This is a genomic window from Tenuifilum sp. 4138str, assembly GCF_041102575.1.
Taxonomy (GTDB): Bacteria; Bacteroidota; Bacteroidia; order Bacteroidales; family Tenuifilaceae; genus Tenuifilum; species Tenuifilum osseticum.
On sequence record NZ_JBGCUE010000011.1, the window covers coordinates 67760 to 92227 of the forward strand.

Sequence of the window (24468 nt, forward strand, 5' to 3'; positions counted from 1 at the left end):
AATAAAATGAGGTGCAAAGAAGTAAATAGTCTAATGGAGGGTTACCTTAAAGGCCAACTTAATGGTAATGCTCAACTTAGAGTAGAGGAGCATTTAGGCGCTTGCACCAAGTGTCAGCACAATTTTGTAATCCACAAATCACTAAAAGAACTTGCAAACGAAGAGGCTTCAGGATACACCGATAATCCATTCTTCGCAAGCAGGGTAATTAGCAGAGTTGAGGCTCGCAAAATTCCTAGCCATATTGAATTTAGAACACGTTTAATTGGATATGCTGCTGTGGCAGCTGCATTGGCAATAGGATTATTCATTGGAAACCAACTTGGTACACTGGGAAGTAAAGTTATTTCAACAAATACCAATGCCGAAATGCTTGCTGAGGAGTACATTCCATCTGGAACCGAAACCATTTATGAGTACGACTTTGAAGAGCTTCAAAATCTTAATGAAAAATAAATCATGAACTACTTTACCAAAACACGAGTGCTTGTAGCAATAATTGTAGTATTAGGAGTAACCTTACTGGCTACAATAGGCACAATGGTTTACGGCTACTACAAACAAAAACAGTTTGCTGACAATGTAGCCCGTAACCCGCAGGAACGAATGGAACAGCAAGCCAATTTTTTACGCGATAGGCTAAATCTTACACCCAGCCAGGAGGATATTTTCAGAAAATCTCGCGACGAGTTCCATGAAAAGACAGTTGATATTAACAGAAAGCTTCAAAGGGTTTCAATTGAAATTATCAATGAGCTTTCGTCGCCTGAACCGGATTTAAAACTTATCGATTCACTGGTTGAACATTATGGCGAGCTCCATAAGGCTGAAAAAAAGGTTATGATTGACCACCTGATGGAGATCAAGAGTGCATGCACTCCTGAACAGTTCCAAAAATTTCAAAGAATTGTGGAGCATTCGCAACGCCGAATGATGCAACGACATCGACAAAGATTTCAAAACGAACGCATGCGTAGGGGCGATTCTATTCCACCCCGAATTCAATAAAACTGACGTTTAACTATTAAAATTTAAGGCAATGAAACGTATTGGAAACATTATGATGGTAGTGCTACTTTTAGTATCTACAATGGGTATGGCTCAAGGGCCAAGATTCCGAGGTGGCGATGGAAATACCATGCAAACAGCTGGAAAAGGTTACTGCTACCTAAATCTAACCCCTGAGCAGGAGCAAAAAATTAACGACCTTCGGGTTAAACACCTAAAAGAAATAACACCGCTCCGTAACGAGCTTAGCGAAAAGCAAGCGCATTTGAGAACACTTGAATCGGCTGATAAACCCGATATGGCAGCCATTAACAAAACAATCGATGAGATTACCTCAATCAAAGCAAAACTTATGAAAGCACGTGTAGCCCACAGGGCTGAGGTTTCGCAACTACTAACTGATGAACAACGTGTCCTGTTTAACGCACGTGGCCAAAAAGGTAAGGGCATGAGAGGACATCGCGGTAATATGCGCGGCGGTTACGGAATGGGAATGGGCTTAGGACCATGCATGGGCAACTAGCCAATGGGGATCTAACATCCTAAAAAAGGCACTCATAATGGGTGCCTTTTTTGTTGTTCGTTAAAACGACCTCACACTTAGCCCCCCTGAGAGGGAATGGAAGGGGAAAAAGCAAACATGGACATAAAAGCCTAACCCTTGAATTGGATTACCCTTGCTATAAATATTATGTCCGTCCGGGGCTACCCACCTCAAACTTGAAAGAGATTCCTCGCATATACTAGGAATGATAAATCCCATGGCATCCTTAGTAACTTTGTCATGCTGAGCAAAGTCAAAGCTTCTCTTTGTACCTTCTACACATTTTTAATGAGATTCCATTACCTAAACTAAAATTGTTTTTTTTTAGTATTTTTGCGGGAAATTTGAAAGCATATACCTATGATTCACTACGGCGATTTACCTAAACCCTACTGTGAATTTGAAACCTCAAAAGTGGCTATTGTTCCAGTACCCTACGATGGAACCAGCACATGGATAAAGGGTGCCGACAAAGGGCCCAAGGCCCTGCTCGATGCCTCGGCCAATATGGAAATATACGATATTGAAACCGATACCGAGGTTTACAAGATAGGTATTTATACCGATAAGCCAATAACAGAGGATAGCTCACCCGAAGCAATGGTTGAAGCGGTTGAAGAACGGACGCTTAGCCTCATTGATAAAGGTAAATTTACAGTCATTATAGGTGGTGAACACAGTGTAAGCATTGGAACTATACAGGCTCATGCCCAGAAATACAAAAACCTTTCAGTGCTTCAAATTGATGCCCATACCGACCTGCGCGATTCCTACGAGGGAAGCAAAAACAATCACGCTTGCGTTATGGCTCGGGCAAAGGAACTTTGCCCAATTGTTCAGGTAGGTATTCGCAGTATGGACTCAGGCGAAAAAGCCAACCTTGACCCCAACCGGGTGTTCTGGGCTCACAAAATAGTGAACTGCGACGACTGGATGGATCAGGCTATCGATTTGCTAACAGATAATGTTTACCTAACCATCGACCTCGACGGTTTTGACCCCTCCATATTGCCAAGTACAGGAACTCCTGAGCCCGGTGGGCTTATGTGGTACCCTACCCTCAAGTTCTTAAGAAAGGTTATTGAAAAACGCAACCTGGTAGGGTTCGACATCGTTGAGCTATGTCCCAACACCGACGATAAAGCATCGGATTTTTTGGCGGCCAAACTTCTTTACAAAATACTAACCTACAAGTTTCTGAACCAGCTTAAGTAGTTAAAGCAAATATCAACCTAAACTTAAAAAGCCTAACCTATGAACCGCTGTAAGTGTATTAAAGTTCCAGAATCGAACAATGGGCAGGGTACATTTAAACTCAATGCCTACTACGAGTTCGATTACATCCCGCCCATTAAGGATAATGCCTCGTATTACAGGGTGTTTAGCCTTGAGGATAACATCAGTGAAACCTTTAGCATCAAAGCGTTTAACGAACATTTCAGGAAATACTAAAAAAAACGGCTCAAATCCTTGAGCCGTTTTTCGTTTAAAGTATACTCCCTAGCTATTTCTTAAGGATTTTCTTCATCACCGTATCCTTGTCCAACTTTTTAGTGCAGAAGAACCAATCGTAGCACTTCACATTGGGGTCTTTACCTTCCATCCTGTCCTTAGCAGTGCCACAGGAACCGGCAGGAGGAACAATTACATCGTCGCCGGGTTGCCAATCGGCAGGGGTAGCAATTCCAAACTCATCGGCAGTTTGTAAGGCGATGAGTACGCGGTATAGCTCCTCAAAGTTGCGGCCCAAGCTTAGCGGGTAATAGATGATGGTTCGTATAATTCCCTTGGGATCAATAAAGAATACCGCACGCACTGCCTTAGTGTTGCTCTCGCCGGGTTGAATCATACCGTATTTCTTGGCAACATCCATGGTAATATCCTCAATTAGAGGGAATGTTACCTCTACGTTTTTCATACCCTTGTATTCAATCTTCTCCTTGATGGTACGCAGCCATGCTATGTGGCTATATAAACCATCAACCGAAAGCCCCACAAGCTTACAGTTAGCCTCGTTAAATTTCTGCTCCATGGAGGCAAAGGTCATGAACTCCGATGTGCATACTGGGGTGAAATCAGCGGGGTGGCTAAATAGGATTACCCAGCTTCCCTTGTAATCATGCGGAAAGTTAATTTCACCCTGGGTTGTCATGGCCTTGAACTCAGGCGCTGGGTCGCCAATACGTGGCATTGCAATTACTTGATTTTCTTCCATTTTTGTTTATTTTAAGGTTTGACAAATTATTACAGCTTAAATTTCTTAATCTCCTCCTTCATGCGATTGATGTCGGTAATCCAATCCTCAATATCATTCTCATGTTCAATTTCCTCGGCAAGTATCTGCGTAGCCATTTGGTGGGTCATGTGATCCTTACCATTAGTAAAGGTGGCTATCTCGTTGTACCTCCGAATAGCACAACGCTCACCGTTCAGGTTCTGTTCCAGAATGGCTTCAATGTAAGGGTCAACGGGAGCATCGTAACTGCAACCGGCATGCTTAAACCAATCGTTGGGATGTAGCAATGGTGTGCCACCTAGCTGTATGATACGATCGGCTACCATAACGGCATGGTTAAGTTCCTGGCTGGCATGTAGTAACAATTCCGGCTCTATTTCGCTTCGCATAGGGCCTTCCATAACCTTTGCACCAATCCAGTACTGGTAGTAAGCAAGCCATTCCTCGGCTAGTGCTGCGTTAAGCATCTCGAGTAATTTTTCTAAATCAACCGATGCTATTCTAATTCCTTCTTTTCCCATAGTTTATTTGTTTTGGTTTGGTTTGTCATGAGTTGCTTTATAATTTCCAATGATTTGCAGGCTAAACTCTTTGATCTGGAAATGTGGAATTTGTTTTCTATCAAAGTATGCCTTTAGAAGCTCATCAAGCTCAGGATCGTGATAGTTTTCAATATGGTTGCAACTTTCGCAATATATATGGTGATGCTTTTCCATATCAACATCGTACCTAACAAAATCGCTATCGGTTTTTACCTTTCTAATAATGCCGTGCTCGCAGAATGTATCCAGGATATTGTATATGGTTCCTATGGCTATGCTGGGAAAACGGCTATGCAACTTTTGCCTTACCTCCTCAGCAGAGGGGTGATTCATAATCTCATACAAAGCCTCAAGCACGGCAACCCTTTGTGGGGTAACCTTTAATCCCTTTTCGGAAAGCAACTTGGTTAGTTCATCGTAATTCATCCTATATAGGAATTATTCTTGTTTAGTAGAACACAAATTTACAAAAAAGGTTTAGGCAAGTCAATAATATTTTTGAAAATCTTTAACCCATGTGCTATGAATTAACAAATTGAACTGGGTTAATTTTAGAGGAATGAGTCGGAATGAGTCGGAATAGGCAGAATATGATGGAGTTAGAGGAAGTTAGAAGAATATTTTAGTCCGTGAAACGTGAAACGTGAACCGTAAGCCGTGAAACGAAAGATTTGAGGCGGGAATGAGTCGGAATGAATCGGTTTGAGTCGGAATAGGCAGAATATGATGTAGCTAGAGGAAATTGGAGTCCGTGAAACGTGAACCGTGAGTCGTGAAACGAAAGATTTGAGGCGGGAATGAGTCGGAATGAATCGGTTTGAGTCGGAATAGGCAGAATATGATGTAGCTAGAGGAAATTGGAGTCAGTGAAACGTGAACCGTGAGTCGTGAAACGAAAGATTTGAGGCGGGAATGAGTCGGAATGAATCGGTTTGAGTCGGAATAGGCAGAATATGATGTAGCTAGAGGAAGTTAGAGGTATAGCAAAAAGTGAACGGCTAAACCAAGTGATGATGAATTAACAAATACAACCGGGCTAATAAAAATTGTGGATACATAAACTTTATTAGAGGAAAATTGTCAATTGAAACAAGCTGTTTAAATGTTTTATTGTGTTTCTATTGATTAATCTCGGTTTAAAATTGGAATGGTTAACCATTAGTGCTTATTTTTTCAAGCATCTCCTTTCTAAGAATGATTAGCTTTTTCCCGGAAGTTATTTCAATTATTCCTAATTTGATTAGCTCGGAAAACTGTCGGCTAACGCTTTCGCGCGAAGCGCTAACAAAGTTGGCTAACTCCGTGATGTTCAAAGGGAGTTCAAAGGTATTTGATTTAAAAAGATGGTTTGAGAAACAGAGGAGCAACTCGGCAATTCGGCCAGGTAATTGCTTCTGCGACAGATTAGTAAATCGCTGAAAATCGGCTAATTCGCTCCGGCATAAATCCATGATTATTTCATAAGCAAAGTCGCCATTGGAGAAAATAAATTTTTTAAAGGCATCGAGGGAAATAAAGCAAACCTCTGAATCAACTAAAGCTGTGGCAGAGTAATGGTTAACCTTATCGCCAAAGGTTGTAGGTAAGCCAAGGTAAGCAGGAGCTTTGTTCAACCTTAATATTTTTTCGCCAATAGGGCCTTTCATATGAATTTTTACTAACCCCGATCGCAAGTAAACAATATTGGTTGCAAAGGTTCCCTCGCGAAAAATTGTTTCGCCTTTTGTAAATTTTACCTGGGCACAGTTCTGTTCAAGGGTATCAATCTCATTGGGCCTAAGCAGTTCAGCCGCCGGAGACTTCATCTTACATAGCTTGCAATCGAGTTTCATAAAAACATTTTTTTCAAATATAGTCAGAAAATGTGACTTATATCATATGGTTACAAAATATATCTCACACCATTTTTTATTTAATCCATTGCATTACAACCTATTTTTGGATTGTTACTTCGATAACAGATAAATAACCTAATACCTACTCAATATGGAAGAAGAAATGCTCAAACAGCTTGAAGACCTAAAAAAAAGGGTTAGTAAGCTAGAGAAAAATCGTAAAGATCAGCTGTCGATAGCAATAGTATCGGGCGACTTAGACAAAATTTTGGCCACAATGATAATCTCTTTGGCTGCCGCAGCGAGCGATACAAAGGTTAAGCTATTCTTTTCCTTCTGGGCGCTTTCGGCATTAAGAGATCCCAAAAAGAAAGCCAAGGGTAAAGGTTTCATTCCTAAAATGTTTGGAATGATGCTGCCAAAAGGTCGTAATAAACTTAAGCTTTCCAAAATGAATATGTTGGGCATGGGACCTGCAATGATAAAAATGTTAATGCGCAAGCAAAACGTACTATCACTTGATGAAATGTTTAAGCAAGCAGGTGAACTTGGAATAGAAATTATTGTATGTGAGATGTCGATGAATCTGATGGGATTCAAGAAAGAGGAGATAATCGATTATCCGCACCTAAGCTATGCTGGTGCCGGAACTTTTGTAGCAGAGGCAAGTGAAAGTAGTATACAATTTTTCATATAAGATCAAACCTATATAGCTATGAGTGACAAACTAGTTATTATCGTTACAAATGGTCCAGATAATCAGGAAAAAGTTACTCTGCCATTTGTTATGGCAACAGCAGCACTTACAATGGATGTTGAAGTAACAGTAATACTTCAGGCAGCTGGTGTTTTAATTGCTAAAAAAGGAGGGTGCATAGAAAATGTAAAAGCGCCTGGATTAATGCCTCTCAAAGAGCTAATGGATACCTTCCTTGAGAATGGAGGAAAACTCTTGCTATGTACTCCATGTGTAAAGGAAAGGGGAATGGCTGAAAATGAACTAATTGAAGGTTCACAGTTAATAGCTGCTGGAACAGTTATAACGGAATCATTGTCGGCTAATTCTGTACTCACCTACTAATTAAACTCACTTTAAAAACCAATAAATATGAATGCAGAAGAATTAAAAAATCTAGAAGTGGCACAAACAGTTGATGCACGTGGAACTTCGTGTCCTGGGCCACTGCTTGCTGCAAAAAAGGCAGTAGGTGAAATTGAATCGGGCGAAATTCTTGAAGTGCTATCATCCGATGAGGGTACCAAAAACGATATCCCCAAATGGTGCGAAAAAATGGAACATGAGTTTTTAGGTATCATTGAAGAGGATAGCTACTTCCGCCTATTTTTAAGAAAAGCTTAAAACAAATTGGCGCAAAAGGGATGTAATCCTTTTGCGCCTTTACATCTAAAAAAAATAATATGAAAACCGAAGGCTACGCACCAAGAATTCTGGTATTCTCAACCGATAAAATTTCGGACCCGGGAATTGATCAGGCTGGGTTGAGAAAACTACACTATTCACCAAGGGTCTATGTTATTAGTCTTCCCTGCTCTTCTGGGGTTAAACCACGCTGGATAATGAAAGCCTTTGAGGAAGGGTTCGATGGTGTTTTTATAGCTGCCGACGGGCATGAATGCTCTTACAGCCCGAAATGTGCCGAACACACCAACAATATTATAGTTGAGGCCCAGCGGCTTATGAGGGAACGAAATATCAACACCAAACGAATCCGTATGGCAGCCATTTGCTCAGTTTGTGCTGAACCATTTGTAAACCATATGGGAACATTCTCAAAAATTTTAGCGGAACTGGGTAGTGTTAAAAATGAAATTGCAAGTAATTCTTAGCATTTGCTAAGCCAAATAATAAATCAAATAAGGCAAAAATGACAACCAATAATAAATACGATGCATTGGTAATTGGGGGCGGAATTGCCGGCCAGGAGGCCGCTCTTAATCTTGCCGACATGGATTACAAGGTTCTGCTGGTTGAAAAAGAACTTTCCATTGGCGGTAAAATGATACAGCTGAGCAAGGTATTCCCCACCCTCGACTGCGCAGCTTGCATCACCACGCCAAAAATGTCCGAAACGGCTCGACATGGTAATATTAAGGTGATGTTAAACAGCACCGTAAAAGAAATCCAAAAGCACAACGGTGCTTTTACGGTGAAAGTAAATCATGGTGCCCGTTATGTTAAACCGGAAGCCTGCACAGGTTGTCAGCAATGCGAATTTGCATGTCCTGAGGTTAGACCCGATGATTACAATACCCATTTGGCAGGCCGAAAGGTTGCTTACATTCCATTTAGCTTAGCAAATCCCCGTATTGCAGCAATTGACCGGAATGGAACATCGGCACCTTGCATAAGTGCATGCCCGGGCGGTGTAAAACCATATGGGTATGTGTCGTTGGTGCGAAATGGTCAGTATGAAGAAGCCATGAATCTTCACCTTGAAGATATTCCTCTACCTGGGAGCCTTGGCCGTGCATGCTATGCTCCCTGCCAGGGTGAATGCACCAGAGGCAACCTTGAAGGTGCAGTTGATATCCGACGTATCAAGCGTTTCTTTGCCGAGCATTACTACAACAAATTCCCCGAACCCCCGACTCGTGAAATTAATGCAAACACAAACAAAAGGGTAGCCATTATTGGTTCGGGACCAGCAGGATTAACTGCAGCATACCATCTTGCCCTGAAAGGCCATAAAGTTAAAATTTTTGAGGCAGCACCTAAGGCCGGTGGTATGCTTATGCTCACTCTTCCTGAGTATCGATTACCCAAAACAGTAGTTGAAAGGGATATTAAGAATATTACATCGCTTGGCGTTGAAATTGAGTGCAATAAAAGGGTTGAGAATATTACCGAATTGAAACAGCAAGGTTTCGATGCAGTATTTGTTGCAGTTGGAACTCACCAGAGTAGCAAAATGCATATTGAGGGCGAAAACCTTGAAGGAGTTGAAGGGTGTTTAGACTTTCTTAGAAATGTAAATATTGGCGAAAGGTATAACCTTACCGGAAAAAGGGTAATAGTAGTTGGGGGAGGAAACACTGCCATTGATGCATCGCGAACTGCCCTGAGGCTTGGAGCAGAACAGGTAACGGTTGTTTACCGCCGTAGCCGTGAGGAAATGCCCTGCTTTGCCCCCGAAATAAAAGAGGCAGAAGAAGAAGGCGTCAAAATTGATATTCTTTGCAACCCAATTCGGTTTATAGGACAAAATGGGAAGGTGAGCAAGGTTGAACTGGTTAGGATGAAACTAGGCGAACCCGACGCAAGCGGCCGTAGGAGTCCCATTCCTATTGAAGGTTCCAACTATTTGGTTAATGCCGATTTGGTTATTGAGGCAGTTGGGTTACAACCATCAACCCAACCATTTGCAAACGAATTGGAGCTGGCCAAAGGAGGAACCATAAAAGTAAACGGCAAAACCTTTCAAACTAACATCCCCTATATTTTTGCCGGAGGCGACAGCGTAAGCGGTGCTTCAACCATAATTGAAGCAGCAGGACAGGGTAAAAAAGCAGCATTCTATATCGACAAGTACTTAAATGGACTTGATATCGATACCTTTGAATTTGATGAGAAACTTCCTGCCGCTGACAAGAACGAGGTTATTGCCAAGCGACACCCCGCACTAAAAAAACCTGTAAACGATACTTATAGGAGACCGGCTGAAAGGGTTAAGGATTTTAATGATGTTGAGCATACCCTTACAGAGCAGCAAGCCAAGGAGAGCGCAGAGCGCTGTTTGGATTGTAGTAATTGTCGTGAATGCCACCAATGTAAAACGGCATGTCCTGCCGATGCAATCGATTTTGGCCAAAAGGATGAACTGATTACAGTTGATGCCAAAACGGTAATTGTTTCAACCGGGTTTAAGCTCTTTAAACCCGAGCACAAACCGCAATACGGGTATGGCATTTATCCTAACGTGATTGATGCTATGCAAATGGATAGGCTCATAGCGCCTACCCGCCCCTTCAACAATGTTTTGCGCCCGGGCGACGGAAAAATACCCGACAAGATAGCCTATATTCTGTGCACTGGCTCAAGGGATTCCAGCCTTGAGAATGCTATGGCTTGTAGTGGCGAATGCTCCAATAACCCTATATGTTCCCAAATATGCTGCATGTATTCCATCAAACAAGCCCAACTCCTTATGGGTGCTTTGCCAATGGCCGATATCACCATATACTACATGGATATCCGAGCATTTGGTAAAGGTTACGATGAATTCTTCCAGGAAGCCAAATCGATGGCAGTAAACTTTGTTAAGGGTCGAATTGCAAAAATATTCCCAAAAGACCAACCCAATGGCGACTTAATACTCCGCTATGAAGATGTAACAACCGGAAAGTTAAAGGAAAGCAAACACGACCTTGTTGTCCTTTCCGTTGGTGTTCTGCCAAATAGTTCCATTTCCAGGGTATTCAGCAATGCAACCCTTGAGCTCGACGAGCAAAAATTCATCAAGCAGATAGATGAATTGGTAAACCCAGCCCAAACAAGCATTCCGGGTGTATTTGTTGCCGGAACCGCTTCAGGGCCTAAGGATATCCCCGATTCTATTCTATCGGCAGGAACTGCAGCTGCTGAAGCCGCAAGCTATATAAACATGTTAACACATTAAACCAACCACATCGAAACATCAGCAAACCATGAAGCAACGAATAGGAGTTTACATATGCCACTGCGGCGGAAATATATCCGATTATGTGGATGTTGAACAGCTGAGCAAACTTATAGCAAACGAAAATAACGTTGTTATTTCCAAGGATGTTATGTTTGCCTGTTCCGACTCCAACCAAAAGGAGATGATACAGGACATACAGGAAAAACAACTCGATGCAATTGTGGTTGCATCATGTTCACCAAAACTTCATACCCATACTTTCCGGAATGTGGCGCTAAGAGCAGGAATAAACCCCTACAACTATGTTCAGGTAAATGTTCGCGAGCAATGCTCATGGGCTCACTCCGATACTCCACTTGACGCAACCGTTAAGGCTTACGGGCTAATCAGAGCTGGTATCAATAGGGTTGCCTACTCTGAAGCACTTGATAATATTGAAATAAAAGCGCAAAAAGCTGTTGCTGTAATAGGAGCAGGAGTAGCTGGCATGCGCGCCGCTATTGAACTTGCACGGTTAGGTAACAACGTTTATCTTATTGAAAAGGAAGAAAAAGTGGGTGGAAGGGTTGCCCAAAATGGTAAACTTTTTATGACTGGCGAAGATGGCAAAGCTCTTACTCAAAGACTATTAGACAATGTAAAGAGCTATAGCCAGATAAACCTCTTCACAAAGGCAACACTCGAAAAAGTTTCGGGAAGCGTAGGTAATTTTAACATAGATGTTAATGTTGAAGGGAATCTTTTAAAACTTAACGTTGGAGCAATACTCGTAACAACCGGTTTCGATTATTATCAACCCTCCGATAATGAATACGGTTTTGGACAAACCAATAGGGTTATCACCCTTCAGGAATTTAACAAACTTGTTGAAAATAACTCTAAAGAGTTAAGCTTTGATGGTAAACCAGTAAATAACATTGCCTATATTTACTGTGTTGGGAACAGACAATCAAAAGGTCCAAACAGGTATTGTTCCCGTTACTGCTGCACAGCCGCCATTCACTCATCAATTACAGCCCACGAAAAGTTTTCAGGAATAAAAGCCTTCCATTTTTATCGCGATATCAGAACGTATGGAAAACAGGAATTACTTTACCGGCAATCATCGTTAAACGGTGATGTATACCTTAAATTCGAAGAAAAAGAACCGCCTGTAATTGAAGTTGAAAATGGTTACCCAGTAGTAAAAGTAAAGGATTACCTTACATCAAAGAAAGAAATTGCGTTAAAAGCTGATTTGGTAGTCCTAGTAACAGGCATGGTTGCACGTTCCGATAGCAATAGTGTTTCGGACAAACTAAAAATTCCGGTAGGAAACGATAAGTTTTTCAATGAGATTCATCCTAAGCTCCGTCCGGTAGAAACCGTAATAAATGGTGTGTACATCGGTGGCGCCTGTCAGGGGCCTAAAAATATTAGCGAGTCAGTGCAATCAGCACTTGCAGGAGTTTCGAAAATTAACGCTTTACTCAAAAAAGAGGTAATTGAACTGGAGCCAATTGTGGCAAGAGTAAATAAAGAAACCTGCTTGTGGTGCGGTAAATGTGCCGAGGTTTGCGAGTATGATGCCATAAAACCCCTTGAGGTAAATGGTAAAATGGTTGCTGAAGTAAATGTAGCTACCTGCAAGGGTTGTGGCATTTGTGCGCCCGTTTGCCCAAACGATGCCATTGAGATAGCAGAGTATTCAAATCAAGGTATTGAATCGATGATTGCAGGTTTTGCAGCTCAAGCTGAAATCAATCAGACTGAAACCCAACACGAGGAAAAAGATGAAAACGCCCTTGTGGGCATGAAGGAATACCCAAAGGAGTGGAAAACCATACTTGAAAGTTTTAATGGCACCCCACTAACAATTCCACAAATATCCAATTTGTCGGGTCTTGCCAAGGAATTGGTAACCTATCACCTAATGACCATGAACAGGTATGGCATAGTTGAACCTGCTGGGTTAAACGATGAAGAATCGTACTATTTGTATAAACCTAAAAATCACTAGTTATGCCCACTATAAACCCAAACTTTGCTGAGGAAATTAAAAAATTCGGAGCAAAAGATTTTAATCTTTGTTTTAACTGTGGAAACTGCACAGCCATTTGCTCACTTTCTACAAACGATGAAACTTTTCCTCGTGAACTAATTCGTTACAGCACGCTTGGTCTGGAGGACGACCTAAAATCATCGCTCAAACCTTGGCTATGTTACTATTGTGGCGAGTGTAGCACCGATTGCCCCAGGCAAGCCAATCCTGGAGAACTGATGATGTCGCTTAGGCGTTGGCTAACTGCCCAGTACGATTGGACAGGGTTATCAGGTTTGCTTTATAAAAACCTCTGGGCCTACATTCTAGCAATGATAGCCATTTTTGGCGCAGTTGCGGGAATTTCATACTTTTCAGAATTTACCCATTCCGAGCTGATGCACATTGGCCATCTTTTTGAGATGGTTGCCATAGCCGGAGTTTTCGCAATTATACTCCTGCCAAACATAATCAGGATGTGGTATTTTACCATTATTAAACCTGGAATAAAAGTAAATCTAAAAGCATATTTTCTTTCCTTAAAGGACCTATTTATCCACATGTTCACACAAAAACGATTCCTGGGATGTGAGCCCACCCGCGAGAATAAAATGCGCTGGTTGCTTCATCTTATACTTGTTATTGGTTACCTCTCACTACTTTTCACAACGGTCTTTCTAAACTGGTTTTCCACTACAAGTAATTTCATAGTATGGCTGGGTTACATTGAGAGTGCAACTATATTTTTAATCACAATTCTGTTCATGCAAAAACGAATGCGTAAGGTTGATGCCATGCACAAGCACTCCCAACCATCGGATTGGTTTTTTGTAATTTGGTTATTCCTAATGGGTTTTACAGCATTTATGGTTCGTCTTTTAATTGACACCCAGCAAATAGATAGTTTCTTTTGGGTTTATGTCATTCATATTACTGTGCTTGCTCAGTGGGCATTAATAATAGTGCCATTTGGTAAATGGACTCACTTTTTATATAGATCCTTTGCCATGTATTTTGATGCACTTACAATGATCAAGGAGAAAAAATAGTATTACTATGAACGAAAAAGGCCGGCAACGTCCGGCCTTTTTATTATACCTCTTTGTCAAAGAAAAGCTTGTAGTAGTTTAGCCCCGTATCGGGATCAAAACCGCGCTCCACGCGGTCGCGCCCCCCATGAATGTATATGTGAAAATTCTTATCGAGTTTAACTACACTTTTAAAAAACTTTTGCGATTGCCGGGTGGCATCGGTTGATATCTTGAAACTATCAGGGATATTACAGCCAATTGCTTCCTCATACTTTTGCTTAAAATCGCGGAAGGTCTCAGCCATCTTGGGCTCCTCCAGAACCACCTCTTCAAACTCCTTTAGGTCAAAAACCTCGTTTGCCTTAAAAAAATCACGCGTTTTACAAAGAATATCAGCCTGGTCAACTTTTACAAAGTTGTTCTCAGGCCTAACTACCTCCTCCACAAACTCGCGGCAAAGATTAATTGCCTGCTTGGTTTGGTAAAAATCGTCGTTACGAAGTTTGGCACGCAGAAAATCGTTTAGCCAGTACTTGGCTTCGTCGCGGTTGGTATTATCAATTACGCAAAGCTTATAGCCAAAATCCTTTTCGGTGTTAAAAACTAAGCAAGCCTTATCGAGCTTGCGGGGTGTAGTGCCAAACTGACAAGTTACCTTCAATCCTTTGGCATCGCGGCTTACATGTAAAAAACGCTCCTTGCTCTCGGCCTTAAAAATTCCAATGCCATCAGTAAGTTCACCATCAACAACCATATCGGTAAAAGAGGCAATGTATAGCTCCCCTCCCTTAATGTTAGGATGAACAGATACATGCTGAAGGTGATTGGCCACATTCCTTGAAAACTCAATGAAGTTAATATTCCCCTCAAAAAAATCGCTGCAGTAACTATACAATTCATTAAGTTCAAGGCTTGAACTGTGCTCAAATGAGTAAAATCCTTGATTCCTAAAACTCCCTAGAAAGTACTCCCTTAGCAGGCTGTTCAATAGATTATCATCAATATCTGAAGGTGCATCTGATAAAATAATATCATCAGTTTCTATCCCAACTGAGTGGACTATAACCTCGGTTAGTTCAGCATTTGAAAAGTCAAGCATGGTAATTTTAAATTAATTTCACGAAATTATGGATTTGGAATCACCTATGCAAAAGCTATAACAACTAATAATTTAGACACCATAAAAATTACTTTTATAAGTAATTAACATTTTATCACTTAGCTAATAGGGTAATTGGGAAATTGTAAAAAATTGCTAAGGGTTCTAAAAAAAATATAACTTTGCTTGTTAACAAACTAACAATCAACCCAGAAAACCATGGGTAAACTTTTTGACAGGTTAAACTCCGATGTTCGCTTTGTTGAGGGGATAAACGGATGCATAAACTGTGGTACCTGCACAGCAATATGTCCTGCAGCTGAGGTTTACGACTATGAACCCCGAACCATAGCAAACCTCGTCCAAATGCGCGACGATAATGTCATTGAGGAATTGCTTAAAAGCGATACCATTTGGTATTGCGGCGAGTGCATGAGCTGTAAAACACGATGTCCGCGAAACAATGCACCCGGCTTACTGATACAAGCGCTAAGAGGATTATCCATAGAAACAGGGCTTTTTGTTGAATCGGAAAAGGGACGTCAACAGCTCTCGCTAAAGCGGATGTTGGGCAACTCCATTCTGGAAACAGGCTACTGTGTTCATTTTGACCACGCAGAATTGAGCATGTTCCCAGAATTAGGCCCCGTTTGGCAATGGGTTAGGGATAACCGCGAAAAGGTTTTAGCAAAAGTAGGGGCTAACTACAATGGTTCGGGGCCTGGCGCCATGCGCAAAATCTCAAAGGAAAACCTCGACGAACTTGAAAAGATATTTGAAGTTACGGGCGGCTTGGATTGGTTTGATAAAATTGAGGACGTATCGGCACAAAAAGCCAAAGAACTGGGCATGGAAAAGGGTGATGCTACCGATAAAAAATCGGCTTACTTTACCCATGTTTATAGGTATAACAATGCTGAAAAGCATCGCCGTAAGTAGTTTCAAAAAAGGATAAATTCAATGAAACAGGAAGGTAAAAAACGTATATGGAGCGATTACCAAAAGGAAATTGCTGATGATAAATTTTACTTTGTCAGGAGTTGTATAAGGCAAACCTTCTTCCCGGGTAGCGATACCACCTTTATCAGAATTTTAAGGGATGTGCTTGGTAAAGACATTTATGAGAATCCTGACCATACCACCTGTACCGGCATTGGTTACCATACCGAGGTAGTACCATTTCCAACCATTCAAACTGTTGTTGCCCGTAATTTTGCTCTGATGCGTGAAAAGGGTTACGTTAACTATACCCCATCGTGCGTAACCTCCTTTGGTATTTACACCGAGATACTTGAAACATGGCATCACTTTCCACAGGAAAAGGAAAAAACCCGAGAGTATTTAAGAAAAGCAACAGGAAGGGAATTTGAAGAGCCTGACAATTTAGCTCATACAAGTGATGTGCTGTATAAATTCCGTAACGAGATTGCTGCAAAGGCTAAGTATAGGTTAATTAACAAGCACACTGGAAAACCGCTAAAAGTTGTTGACCACATCGGCTGTCACTATGCAAAAATGTTTCCAAGCAAGGGGGTTGGTGGTGCTGAATACCCACAGGTACTTGCCGGACTAGTCGAAGCCTTTGGTGGTGAGGTAATTGACTACCCGGAACGTAGGCACTGCTGTGGTTTTGGCTTTAGGCAATACTTTGTGCAGGCTAATCGAGGTTATTCCATATCGGCATCGAAAAAGAAATTTGAGTCCATGGAACCCTTTCAGCCCGATTTTATTATAACTAATTGCCCTGGCTGCAACTACTTTATGGATAGGTGGCAGTACGCCCTTGGCGAAATGGAAGGAAAAACCTATGGGCAAAACGGCGAAGGTATTCCAGTACTCACCTATGAAGAGGTAGCCGGTTTAGTGCTTGGCTTCGACCCCTGGGAAATGGGCATGCAAATGCACCAGACCGATGTAGAACCCTTGTTAAAGAAAATGGGTGTTGAGTACGATCCCAACCAAAAGTATAAGGGGCCCAACAGCGAAGATCTTGGCGTACCAATGAGTCCCCGTTTTGTGAATGAAAAGGCATAATTAAAATATGAAAATATAAATACTCCCATGAAAAAAGTAGCAGTAATAGGAGGTGGTGTTACAGGGCTTGAAGCAGCAAACCAGCTTGCTCAAATGGGTTATTCTGTAACAGTTTTTGAGAAAAAAAACGCTCCTGGAGGCCAAGTATCAAAGTGGGACAGACTTTTCCCAAACCGTAGGCACTCTTTTGATGTGGTGAACGAACTAAAATCGCATCTTAATGGAAACCCGGCCATCTATCTATCAACCGCAATAAATAAAATTACCAAAAAAGATGAGCGCTTTCAGCTTGAAGCTTATAACCAGATTTTTGAAGCCGATGCTGTACTCATAGCAACAGGATTCGAACTATTCCCTGCTGAGCGCAAGGAGGAATACGGCTACAGAATTTACGACAACGTGATAACCTCGGCAGAGCTGGAAGGTATGTTCAGGGAGCATGGGCATCCTATTATGCGAAATGGAAATGCTCCTAAAAGAATTGCTTTCATCCACTGCGTGGGTAGTCGCGACGAAAAAGTGAAACGCCCTTACTGCTCAAAGGTTTGTTGCGTTACTGCTGTAAAGCAGGCAATTGAGGTGAAAGAGGCCATTCCCGAAGCGGAAATATTTTGCCTTTACATGGATTTGCGGATGTTTGGCCCGGGTTACGAGGATTTATACAAGGAAGCGCAACAGATAGGCATAAACTTTATCCGGGGACGCTTATCGGAGGCTAGTGAGCTCGATGGGGGTAGAGTCCTCATAAAAACAGAGGATACGCTCTCCTCTAAACCCCTAAAAATGTCGGTCGACATGGTAGTGCTAATGGTAGGGATGTCGCCAGCTGAGGGAACTGATGAACTAATTGCAGCCCTGGGACTTCAAACCAACAAGGACGGATTTGTTGAAATAACTGACTATCACCTAAACCCTGTTAAAACCAAGGTGAGCGGCGTTTTTACAGCAGGTGCTTGCACGGGGCCAAACAATATAACCGATTCCGTTAATGCTGCCCGTTCGGCTGCCATCGAAATTCATAATTACCTAAACAGCAAGTAGTATGATTGATTTTGGTTTTGCCCCAATGCCAATCAGTATCCACAACCTTGATACTGCAAATTTATCGTTGGCACAATGGATAAACCAACACGATGAAACCTTTAACCACTGCATTGCCTGCGGGAGTTGTACTGCAACCTGTACCGCCGGACAATTTACAACCTTCAGCTTTCGGGAATTATGCCATGCCATTCGGAGAGGCGAGGTAAAGAACGCTATTGATGAATCGGAAAAGTGCATGCTTTGTGGCAAATGCACACTGGTTTGCCCGCGAAATGTAAACACCCGAAACATCATCATGCTAATTCGTAAAGCTAACCTAACATTCAGGCCATGAGGTACCATCCGTTCACATTACCCTTTTCAATTGGGCTTGGTTTTATAGTTCTCTACATCGTAGTGATGTGGACTATTTGGATCATAAGGCTTAGCCGGCGTGAGCAAAAAATAGTTTGGAAACGGTTATTCTCCCTCCGAACAGTCTCTGCCATTTGGGAATCGATACGCGAGGGGTTACTCCATCGGAATATATTCAAGCGCAATATACTTTTGGGTTACATGCACATGAACTTAGCTTTTGGCTGGTTTATGCTTATTGTGCTCGGAAACCTTGAGGCTCGTTTGTACCCCCATGGAGTAATAAATCCGCCTTACTACCCTATCTTTTTTGAGTTTTTCAGGCACGACCTAACCCCACTCCATGAGTATGAAGAGATTTTCACTTTTCTGATGGACTTCTTCCTGCTTATGGTGATATCGGGGGTTAGCTTAGCCTTTTTTAAAAGGTTCCGCAGCCGCACCCTAGGCATGAAACGCACAACAAGGCATATTTTAATCGATAGGATTGCAATTACGGCTCTTTGGTTCATCTTTCCGCTAAGGCTATTTGCTGAAAGCGTAACTGCTGGACTTTATAATACCGGACACTTTTTTACCAACTTTCTTGGTCAGTGGGTCATATACAATCTTCCGCTCGATTACCTGTACTACCCTGCATGGTGGGCATACTCAATAGCTTTAGGTGTTTTCTTTATTACTATGCCCTTTTCACGGTACATGCACATTCCCGCTGAAATCCTACTCATTTTCCTTAGAAAATATGGCGTTAAGGAAAAGGATACCCACTCAACCTTCACCAAGTTAGAATTGAGTGCATGTTCGCGCTGCGGAATTTGCATTGATGCGTGTCAGCTTAGCACCTCGTTGAATATCTCCGATACTCAACCAGCATATTTCATTCGCGATTTGCGTTACAGCCAACCAAGCGAAAGGCTCAGGGAAACTTGCATGATGTGCATGCGATGCCTTGAGGCATGCCCAGTTGGTATCGAAATAACCCGAATACGTGAGAACGAACGCAAGGAGTATCCATTATTCACATCGTCGAGCTACAGCTACATCAATGGTTATAAATACCCAAAAGCAAAGGTGGCATTCTTTGCAGGATGCATGGGGCATTTAACACCATCGGTGATAAAATCGACCCTGGCCCTGTTCGATGCCGCAGGTGTTGATTACACCTTTATTGACAAAAACGGAAGTATTTGCTGTGGTAGGCCACTACAAATGAACGGCCAGGCCGATGCTGCCAAACAACTTATAGCCAAAAACAACCATTTAATTGTTGAAAGTGGTGCCGAGGTGCTAGTAACCTCCTGTCCAATATGCGCCCGAGAGTTTGCCAGTAGCTATCACCTTACAATACCTGTTTTACACCACAGCCAGTACCTACTTCAATTAACCAAACAAAACAGGTTGAGGTTTAACCAGTCGGGGTTAAAAGTTACCTACCACGACCCCTGTGAGCTGAGTCGTGGACTAAATATTACCCGAGAGCCTCGCGAACTCCTGCAAAATGCAGCGATCTTATCAAACGGAAGCAAAGAAATTGAAAGCAAATCGTTATGCTGTGGTGGCAGCCTTGGCATAACCAATATCTCCATGACCGACCGTTACAAAATTGCTAACAACACTCTTGATGAAATTGTTACTGAGAGTAGTAGTTACCTAGTAACAGCCTGTCCGATGTGTCGCAAAACTTTTACCAACGCACAAGAAAAAATAAAAGTGCTTGATATTGCTGAAATATTGGAAAAGAATTTAAACTTTGCACCCGAAAAAGCGTCAGATAAAGTTCAGACGCAAGCTAAACATCAAGCAGTAACAACATAAAGTAAAAAGCGATGCATAACGAGAAACTTGGATTTAACAGCCTTCTCATTCACGGGGGCATGGAACCCGACCCAATGGGAAGCGCAACAGTACCCATTTACCAAACATCAACCTTTGCCTTTGAGAATGTTGACGAAGGGGCAAGGTGCTTTGCAGGAGAAAGCAATGGATTTATCTACACCCGAATAGGCAACCCAACCATTTCGGCGCTTGAGCGCCAGGTGGCTATTCTGGAAAATGGTTTTGGTGGAATTGCCACTGCCTCGGGTATGGGCGCAGTATCGTCAATTTACATGGCTTTTCTGAAAGCAGGTGACCACATTGTTAGCACCGATGCGGTATACGGGCCCTCACGCGGTATTATGGAAACCTACTTCAAGCGGTTTGGGGTTGAAAGTACTTATATCGACACATCGAAACTCGAAAACATTGAGGCTGCCATTAAGCCAAACACCCGAATGTTATACCTTGAGAGTCCCACTAACCCTACCATGGTTATCACCGATATAAAAGCAGCCTCGGAGCTAGCCCATAAGCATGGGTTAGTAGTGGTGGTTGATAATACCTTTTGTAGCCCTTACCTGCAGCGTCCCCTCGATCTTGGCGCCGATGTAGTATTTCATTCAATGACCAAGTTCCTTAACGGTCATGCCGATATTGTTGCTGGTATTATTGTAACTAAAACCCAGGAACTCTATAAAACTGTTCGCCCAGCCATGGTGAATATGGGATGTAATATGGATCCGCACCAGGCCTACATGGTACTTAGGGGTATCAAAACCCTTTCGCTCCGTATTGAACGCGCCCAGCAAAACGCTCAAAAAGTTGCCGAATATCTTGAGAAACACCCCAAAATTGAATGGGTTAAGTTCCCGGGGCTAAAATCGCACCCTCAGTTTGAGCTGGCTCAAAAGCAGATGAAGGGACCGGGTGCCATGATAAGCTTTGAACTAAGAGGCGGCATTGAAGCCGGTAAAATACTCATGAATAATGTACGGTTGGCCATGCTGGCGGTTTCACTTGGTGGAGTTGAAACATTAATTCAACACCCAGCCTCTATGACTCACTCAAAGATGTCGCCTGAGGCCCGACTAAAAGCCAACATCACCGATGGCCTAGTCCGTTTTTCAGTTGGTATTGAGGATGTTGAGGACATTATTGCTGACCTGGATCAAGCTTTAGCCAAAATTTAATGGAAAACCCAAAACAATATTTTACCCGCAATTGAACATTGCGGGTTTTTTAATACCAAAAAAATATATACCTTTATTTTCAATTTTCGTAAAAAAAAGTATTTGAACAAAATTTTACCCAATATGAAAAAGTACATTGCGCTGGTAAGTTATGTTCTAATGTGTGTTTCCGTTTACGCACAGGTAGAGAGAATGCCCTTTAGTGATAAAATGAACTATACTGCCAATAAGTTAATCATTGGAAATTCTAAAGGCCCATCTACTCCAGGTTCAGCCCTTTTTTATGAAGATTTTGAGGGTACCACCTACCAGCTAACTGATAAGTGGGAAGTACTAAGGAGTTCAACATTAGACTTTCAACAAACCACTGGGGCTGCCAACCCTGCATGGTTCAGATGTACACCTCAAAGCTTCAACGGCAATGGATCAACTTATATCAAGCATGGCGAAGCCTCAGGGGCAATATCATTTACTGCTCCCGATTTTACTTGGCTCATTACTCACGATACTATTGCTATTCCATCCGATCCTGAAGCATTTCTGAAGTTTTGGCTTTGGTACTACAGCAACTATGATCAGGGTTACATAACCCATTTTTATGTATTGGCATACGATGTAGATGGCCAAACCCTTGATACTCTATTGTACTATGGTAATGATCAAGCCACATCGGTACCCAACCAGTATAAATCGCTATTCAACCTATCACTTTCAAAAGTAGCGGGTAAAAATGTTCGGCTAGCATTTGTATATGAGAATCGGAATAACCAGAATAAAGGAACACAACTTGCAATCGATGATATTCTAGTAACCAACACAAACATTCCTGATATTGAATTAAAAGTAATTCCCTACAAGTACTCAAAAGTACCTCACATAACTTTTGACTCCCTTTTTGTCGATCTTAAAGCAAATATTTATAACCTGGGAACAGTTCTAAACGATACATTGACAATTTCAGTATCGTGCGATAAAATACCCAACTTACAATCATCCGCGGAGATTACCGATACCATTGAAAGCGGGGAGCAGAGAGTGATAACTCTCAGCCCTAAAGTGAAGATTATGTCCACCGCTGAAAGTTATACTTTCAACCTTAATGCTTCTACCCCACCCGATACCTTAACTCAAAATAATACCGATAATACAACCCTGGAGGTAAGTAGTTCAATCTTTGCTACCGATAGGGGTGTAAAAGGTGGCATATCATTTAATCCAAACACTCAAATAGGTAACCTTTATGAGTTTCAACGTGATGGTTTTATTGAAGGCGTTGAAATTGGTTGGGCTCAAAACACTACAATCCCTGAAACTGCCTACCCGCTAGATTTTGTAGTGTATGTACTTGAGATTAACCCTGCTAGTCCAAGTGAAGCCAAAACTTTAACCCAGGAATATTTCACAAAGGAATACTCAGCCAATGGCGGTTCAATTATTTACTTCTTGCCTAAACCTGTTTATTGTCATAAAGGGTTCTCGTATTATGTTCTTGTAAAGCAAACCTCCGATACTCCTCTTGGTATTGGGTACGATGGAGATCCTTACGGAGCCTTTTGGAAGGTTGATGAATTTTTCCCGCTGAACGCCACATATATGGCCAACCAATCCATTGGCAACATAGCGGTAAGAGCACTCGTAAGCGAGCCTGTTGAAAATCCAACTGTTTTCTTCAACATTAAGAATGAGCAAAAGGAACCCGCTCAAAATGTTAAGGTACGAATTGTTGAGCTCGATTCAACAATTACAACAAACGAACAGGGGCAAGCCTCCATTGAGCTAAACAATGGTAAATACACCTATAACATCGATTCCACGGGCTATTCATCGCTCAGGAAAGAATTTACCGTGTTCTCGCAGAATCTTATTATTAACGATTCGCTTGTGAAAGCCTACAATGTGAAGTTTAGGATTGTTGATACTGACTCCGTACCACTACCTGGAGCTAGAATTAATGTTTACCCCATTACCCTCATAAGTAATGAGAATGGTGAAGATAGTACCATGCTACCTTCAGGAAACTACTCGCTTAAAGTAATGCTTTCCAACTATATGATGAAATACCCGGTTGATTTACTGGTTGAAGATAAAGATACCCTTTACATTGTCGTAATGGAGCAGGCTACAACCTACAACCTGACTGTAAATGTAAAAAACACTAAAGGTGAAAGCTTACCCAATGCTGATGTTAGTTTAATGGGCTATGGAACCCTTAAAACAAATAACGAGGGTAGCTGTGCCTTCAATGGACTACTTCCCGGAAACATAATGGGTTCTGTTAAGTATTACAATTATATTTGGGGATCAATTTTTGTGGATCTTACCTCCGATAGCACTATCAACGTAACCCTAATCCCTGAGCACTATACTGCCACTTTTTACGTTACATCCAAGGGAAATCCTATTATAAATGCCGAAATTATTATTGAGGGTTTAGACACCTTGCATACTGGATTAAATGGTTATGCTCAGTCCACATACATTCCCTTCGGGAACAGCATACCATACACAGTAAAAGTGAAAGACTACTACACTTACACTGGTACCTTTGATATTTGGGATACCGACGTTCTTGTTACTGTAAACCTGACACCTCTTGGAGTAGATGACAATTATGATGATCTACATCCTACAATTTACCCAAATCCGACCACCGATTTTATTACAGTTACCGGCCTTAACAATTATTCCATCACAATTTTCGATATAAACGGAAGGGTAGTTTACCAGAATAGTAATCCTGACAGCAAGATTGATATTGGTTTCTTACCAAAGGGAATGTACATAGTTAAGCTTAATACATCAAAAGGTTTTAGTATTCATAAAGTTCTAAAGCAGTAATTCTAAAATAATGTAGTTAAAAAAGGAGTGCTAAGCACTCCTTTTTTGTTACATTCTATAAGCATAAATTCATTTTTTATCAATATTATTTTAATTATCAATTTAAATTGATAACAAATTATCACTTTTTTTTGCGTTTTTCTGAAAGACTAAAAGAAATATTTTGTAAACTTGTAGTGCTTAATTCGTGAAGTGTGAACTGTTGATATGTAACTGTAATAAACAAATTGTCAAT

At 41.6% G+C, this 24468-nt stretch carries 24 protein-coding genes; 19 read left to right on the forward strand and 5 right to left on the reverse strand.

Annotated features, from left to right (window positions below):
- Positions 1-6: 6 nt before the first annotated feature.
- The 5 genes from AB6811_RS10725 (at position 7) to AB6811_RS10745 (ending at position 3004) form a co-directional block, all read left to right on the forward strand.
- On the forward strand, positions 7-456 hold the full coding sequence (locus tag AB6811_RS10725) for an anti-sigma factor family protein (protein WP_369490461.1): 450 nt from the start codon (positions 7-9) through the stop codon (positions 454-456).
- Positions 457-459: 3 nt separating this feature from the next.
- On the forward strand, positions 460-1008 hold the full coding sequence (locus AB6811_RS10730) for a Spy/CpxP family protein refolding chaperone (RefSeq protein WP_369490462.1): 549 nt from the start codon (positions 460-462) through the stop codon (positions 1006-1008).
- 31 nt (positions 1009-1039) lie between these two features.
- Positions 1040-1531: a Spy/CpxP family protein refolding chaperone gene (locus AB6811_RS10735; protein WP_369490463.1), complete on the forward strand. Its 492-nt coding sequence runs from the start codon at positions 1040-1042 to the stop codon at positions 1529-1531.
- Positions 1532-1912: 381 nt separating this feature from the next.
- A complete protein-coding gene (gene speB, locus AB6811_RS10740; RefSeq protein WP_369490464.1) occupies positions 1913-2767 on the forward strand; it encodes an agmatinase in 855 nt (284 codons plus the stop codon).
- A 39-nt stretch (positions 2768-2806) separates the two neighbouring features.
- On the forward strand, positions 2807-3004 hold the full coding sequence (locus AB6811_RS10745) for a hypothetical protein (RefSeq protein WP_369490465.1): 198 nt from the start codon (positions 2807-2809) through the stop codon (positions 3002-3004).
- 52 nt (positions 3005-3056) lie between these two features.
- Here the strand turns inward: AB6811_RS10745 and AB6811_RS10750 are convergent, their stop codons facing one another.
- The 4 genes from AB6811_RS10750 to AB6811_RS10765 all read right to left on the reverse strand — a co-directional run bounded on the left by AB6811_RS10750 (position 3057) and on the right by AB6811_RS10765 (position 6162).
- Entirely contained in the window at positions 3057-3767 is a 711-nt protein-coding gene (locus AB6811_RS10750) for a peroxiredoxin (protein WP_369490466.1), read from the reverse strand.
- A gap of 29 nt (positions 3768-3796) precedes the next feature.
- Positions 3797-4309 carry a ferritin-like domain-containing protein gene (locus AB6811_RS10755; protein ID WP_369490467.1) on the reverse strand — a complete coding sequence of 171 codons (513 nt, stop codon included), beginning with the start codon at positions 4307-4309 and terminating at the stop codon, positions 3797-3799.
- Positions 4310-4312: 3 nt separating this feature from the next.
- Positions 4313-4756: a Fur family transcriptional regulator gene (locus tag AB6811_RS10760; RefSeq protein ID WP_369490468.1), complete on the reverse strand. Its 444-nt coding sequence runs from the start codon at positions 4754-4756 to the stop codon at positions 4313-4315.
- A 725-nt stretch (positions 4757-5481) separates the two neighbouring features.
- Positions 5482-6162 carry a Crp/Fnr family transcriptional regulator gene (locus tag AB6811_RS10765; RefSeq protein ID WP_369490469.1) on the reverse strand — a complete coding sequence of 227 codons (681 nt, stop codon included), beginning with the start codon at positions 6160-6162 and terminating at the stop codon, positions 5482-5484.
- A 154-nt stretch (positions 6163-6316) separates the two neighbouring features.
- Between AB6811_RS10765 and AB6811_RS10770 the strand changes: the two genes are divergently transcribed.
- From AB6811_RS10770 to AB6811_RS10800, 7 genes are read left to right on the forward strand one after another with little or no spacing between them, the layout of a single operon-like run.
- Positions 6317-6862, forward strand: coding sequence for a DsrE/DsrF/DrsH-like family protein (locus AB6811_RS10770; RefSeq protein ID WP_369490470.1), 546 nt, complete (start codon positions 6317-6319; stop codon positions 6860-6862).
- A gap of 18 nt (positions 6863-6880) precedes the next feature.
- Positions 6881-7246, forward strand: a complete 366-nt coding sequence (locus AB6811_RS10775) for a DsrE family protein (RefSeq protein ID WP_369490471.1) — start codon at positions 6881-6883, stop codon at positions 7244-7246.
- Positions 7247-7273: 27 nt separating this feature from the next.
- Positions 7274-7525 (forward strand): sulfurtransferase TusA family protein, encoded by a 252-nt coding sequence (locus AB6811_RS10780; protein ID WP_369490472.1) that lies wholly within the window; start codon positions 7274-7276, stop codon positions 7523-7525.
- A 59-nt stretch (positions 7526-7584) separates the two neighbouring features.
- Positions 7585-8013, forward strand: coding sequence for a hydrogenase iron-sulfur subunit (locus tag AB6811_RS10785; RefSeq protein ID WP_369490473.1), 429 nt, complete (start codon positions 7585-7587; stop codon positions 8011-8013).
- 38 nt (positions 8014-8051) lie between these two features.
- Positions 8052-10802, forward strand: coding sequence for an FAD-dependent oxidoreductase (locus tag AB6811_RS10790; protein ID WP_369490474.1), 2751 nt, complete (start codon positions 8052-8054; stop codon positions 10800-10802).
- 28 nt (positions 10803-10830) lie between these two features.
- On the forward strand, positions 10831-12804 hold the full coding sequence (locus tag AB6811_RS10795) for a CoB--CoM heterodisulfide reductase iron-sulfur subunit A family protein (protein ID WP_369490475.1): 1974 nt from the start codon (positions 10831-10833) through the stop codon (positions 12802-12804).
- Positions 12805-12806: 2 nt separating this feature from the next.
- Positions 12807-13874, forward strand: coding sequence for a 4Fe-4S dicluster domain-containing protein (locus tag AB6811_RS10800; protein ID WP_369490476.1), 1068 nt, complete (start codon positions 12807-12809; stop codon positions 13872-13874).
- A 43-nt stretch (positions 13875-13917) separates the two neighbouring features.
- Here the strand turns inward: AB6811_RS10800 and AB6811_RS10805 are convergent, their stop codons facing one another.
- Complete coding sequence (locus tag AB6811_RS10805; protein WP_369490477.1) at positions 13918-14955, reverse strand: nucleoid-associated protein; 1038 nt, start codon at positions 14953-14955, stop codon at positions 13918-13920.
- A 219-nt stretch (positions 14956-15174) separates the two neighbouring features.
- Between AB6811_RS10805 and AB6811_RS10810 the strand changes: the two genes are divergently transcribed.
- The 7 genes from AB6811_RS10810 to AB6811_RS10840 all read left to right on the forward strand — a co-directional run bounded on the left by AB6811_RS10810 (position 15175) and on the right by AB6811_RS10840 (position 24233).
- Positions 15175-15894 carry a 4Fe-4S dicluster domain-containing protein gene (locus AB6811_RS10810; RefSeq protein ID WP_369490478.1) on the forward strand — a complete coding sequence of 240 codons (720 nt, stop codon included), beginning with the start codon at positions 15175-15177 and terminating at the stop codon, positions 15892-15894.
- 21 nt (positions 15895-15915) lie between these two features.
- The gene (locus AB6811_RS10815) at positions 15916-16989 is read left to right on the forward strand and encodes a heterodisulfide reductase-related iron-sulfur binding cluster (RefSeq protein ID WP_369490479.1); all 1074 of its coding nucleotides are present in this window, start codon (positions 15916-15918) and stop codon (positions 16987-16989) included.
- Between the two features lie 15 nt (positions 16990-17004).
- Entirely contained in the window at positions 17005-18030 is a 1026-nt protein-coding gene (locus AB6811_RS10820) for an FAD-dependent oxidoreductase (RefSeq protein WP_500812351.1), read from the forward strand.
- A 1-nt stretch (position 18031) separates the two neighbouring features.
- Entirely contained in the window at positions 18032-18367 is a 336-nt protein-coding gene (locus AB6811_RS10825) for a 4Fe-4S dicluster domain-containing protein (protein WP_369490481.1), read from the forward strand.
- Positions 18364-20202, forward strand: coding sequence for a (Fe-S)-binding protein (locus AB6811_RS10830; protein WP_369490482.1), 1839 nt, complete (start codon positions 18364-18366; stop codon positions 20200-20202). Before AB6811_RS10825 ends, AB6811_RS10830 begins: the two co-directional genes overlap by 4 nt.
- An 11-nt stretch (positions 20203-20213) precedes the next feature.
- Positions 20214-21395: a trans-sulfuration enzyme family protein gene (locus tag AB6811_RS10835; protein WP_369490483.1), complete on the forward strand. Its 1182-nt coding sequence runs from the start codon at positions 20214-20216 to the stop codon at positions 21393-21395.
- 123 nt (positions 21396-21518) lie between these two features.
- Positions 21519-24233: a T9SS-dependent choice-of-anchor J family protein gene (locus tag AB6811_RS10840; RefSeq protein ID WP_369490484.1), complete on the forward strand. Its 2715-nt coding sequence runs from the start codon at positions 21519-21521 to the stop codon at positions 24231-24233.
- The last annotated feature ends 235 nt before the right edge of the window (positions 24234-24468 follow it).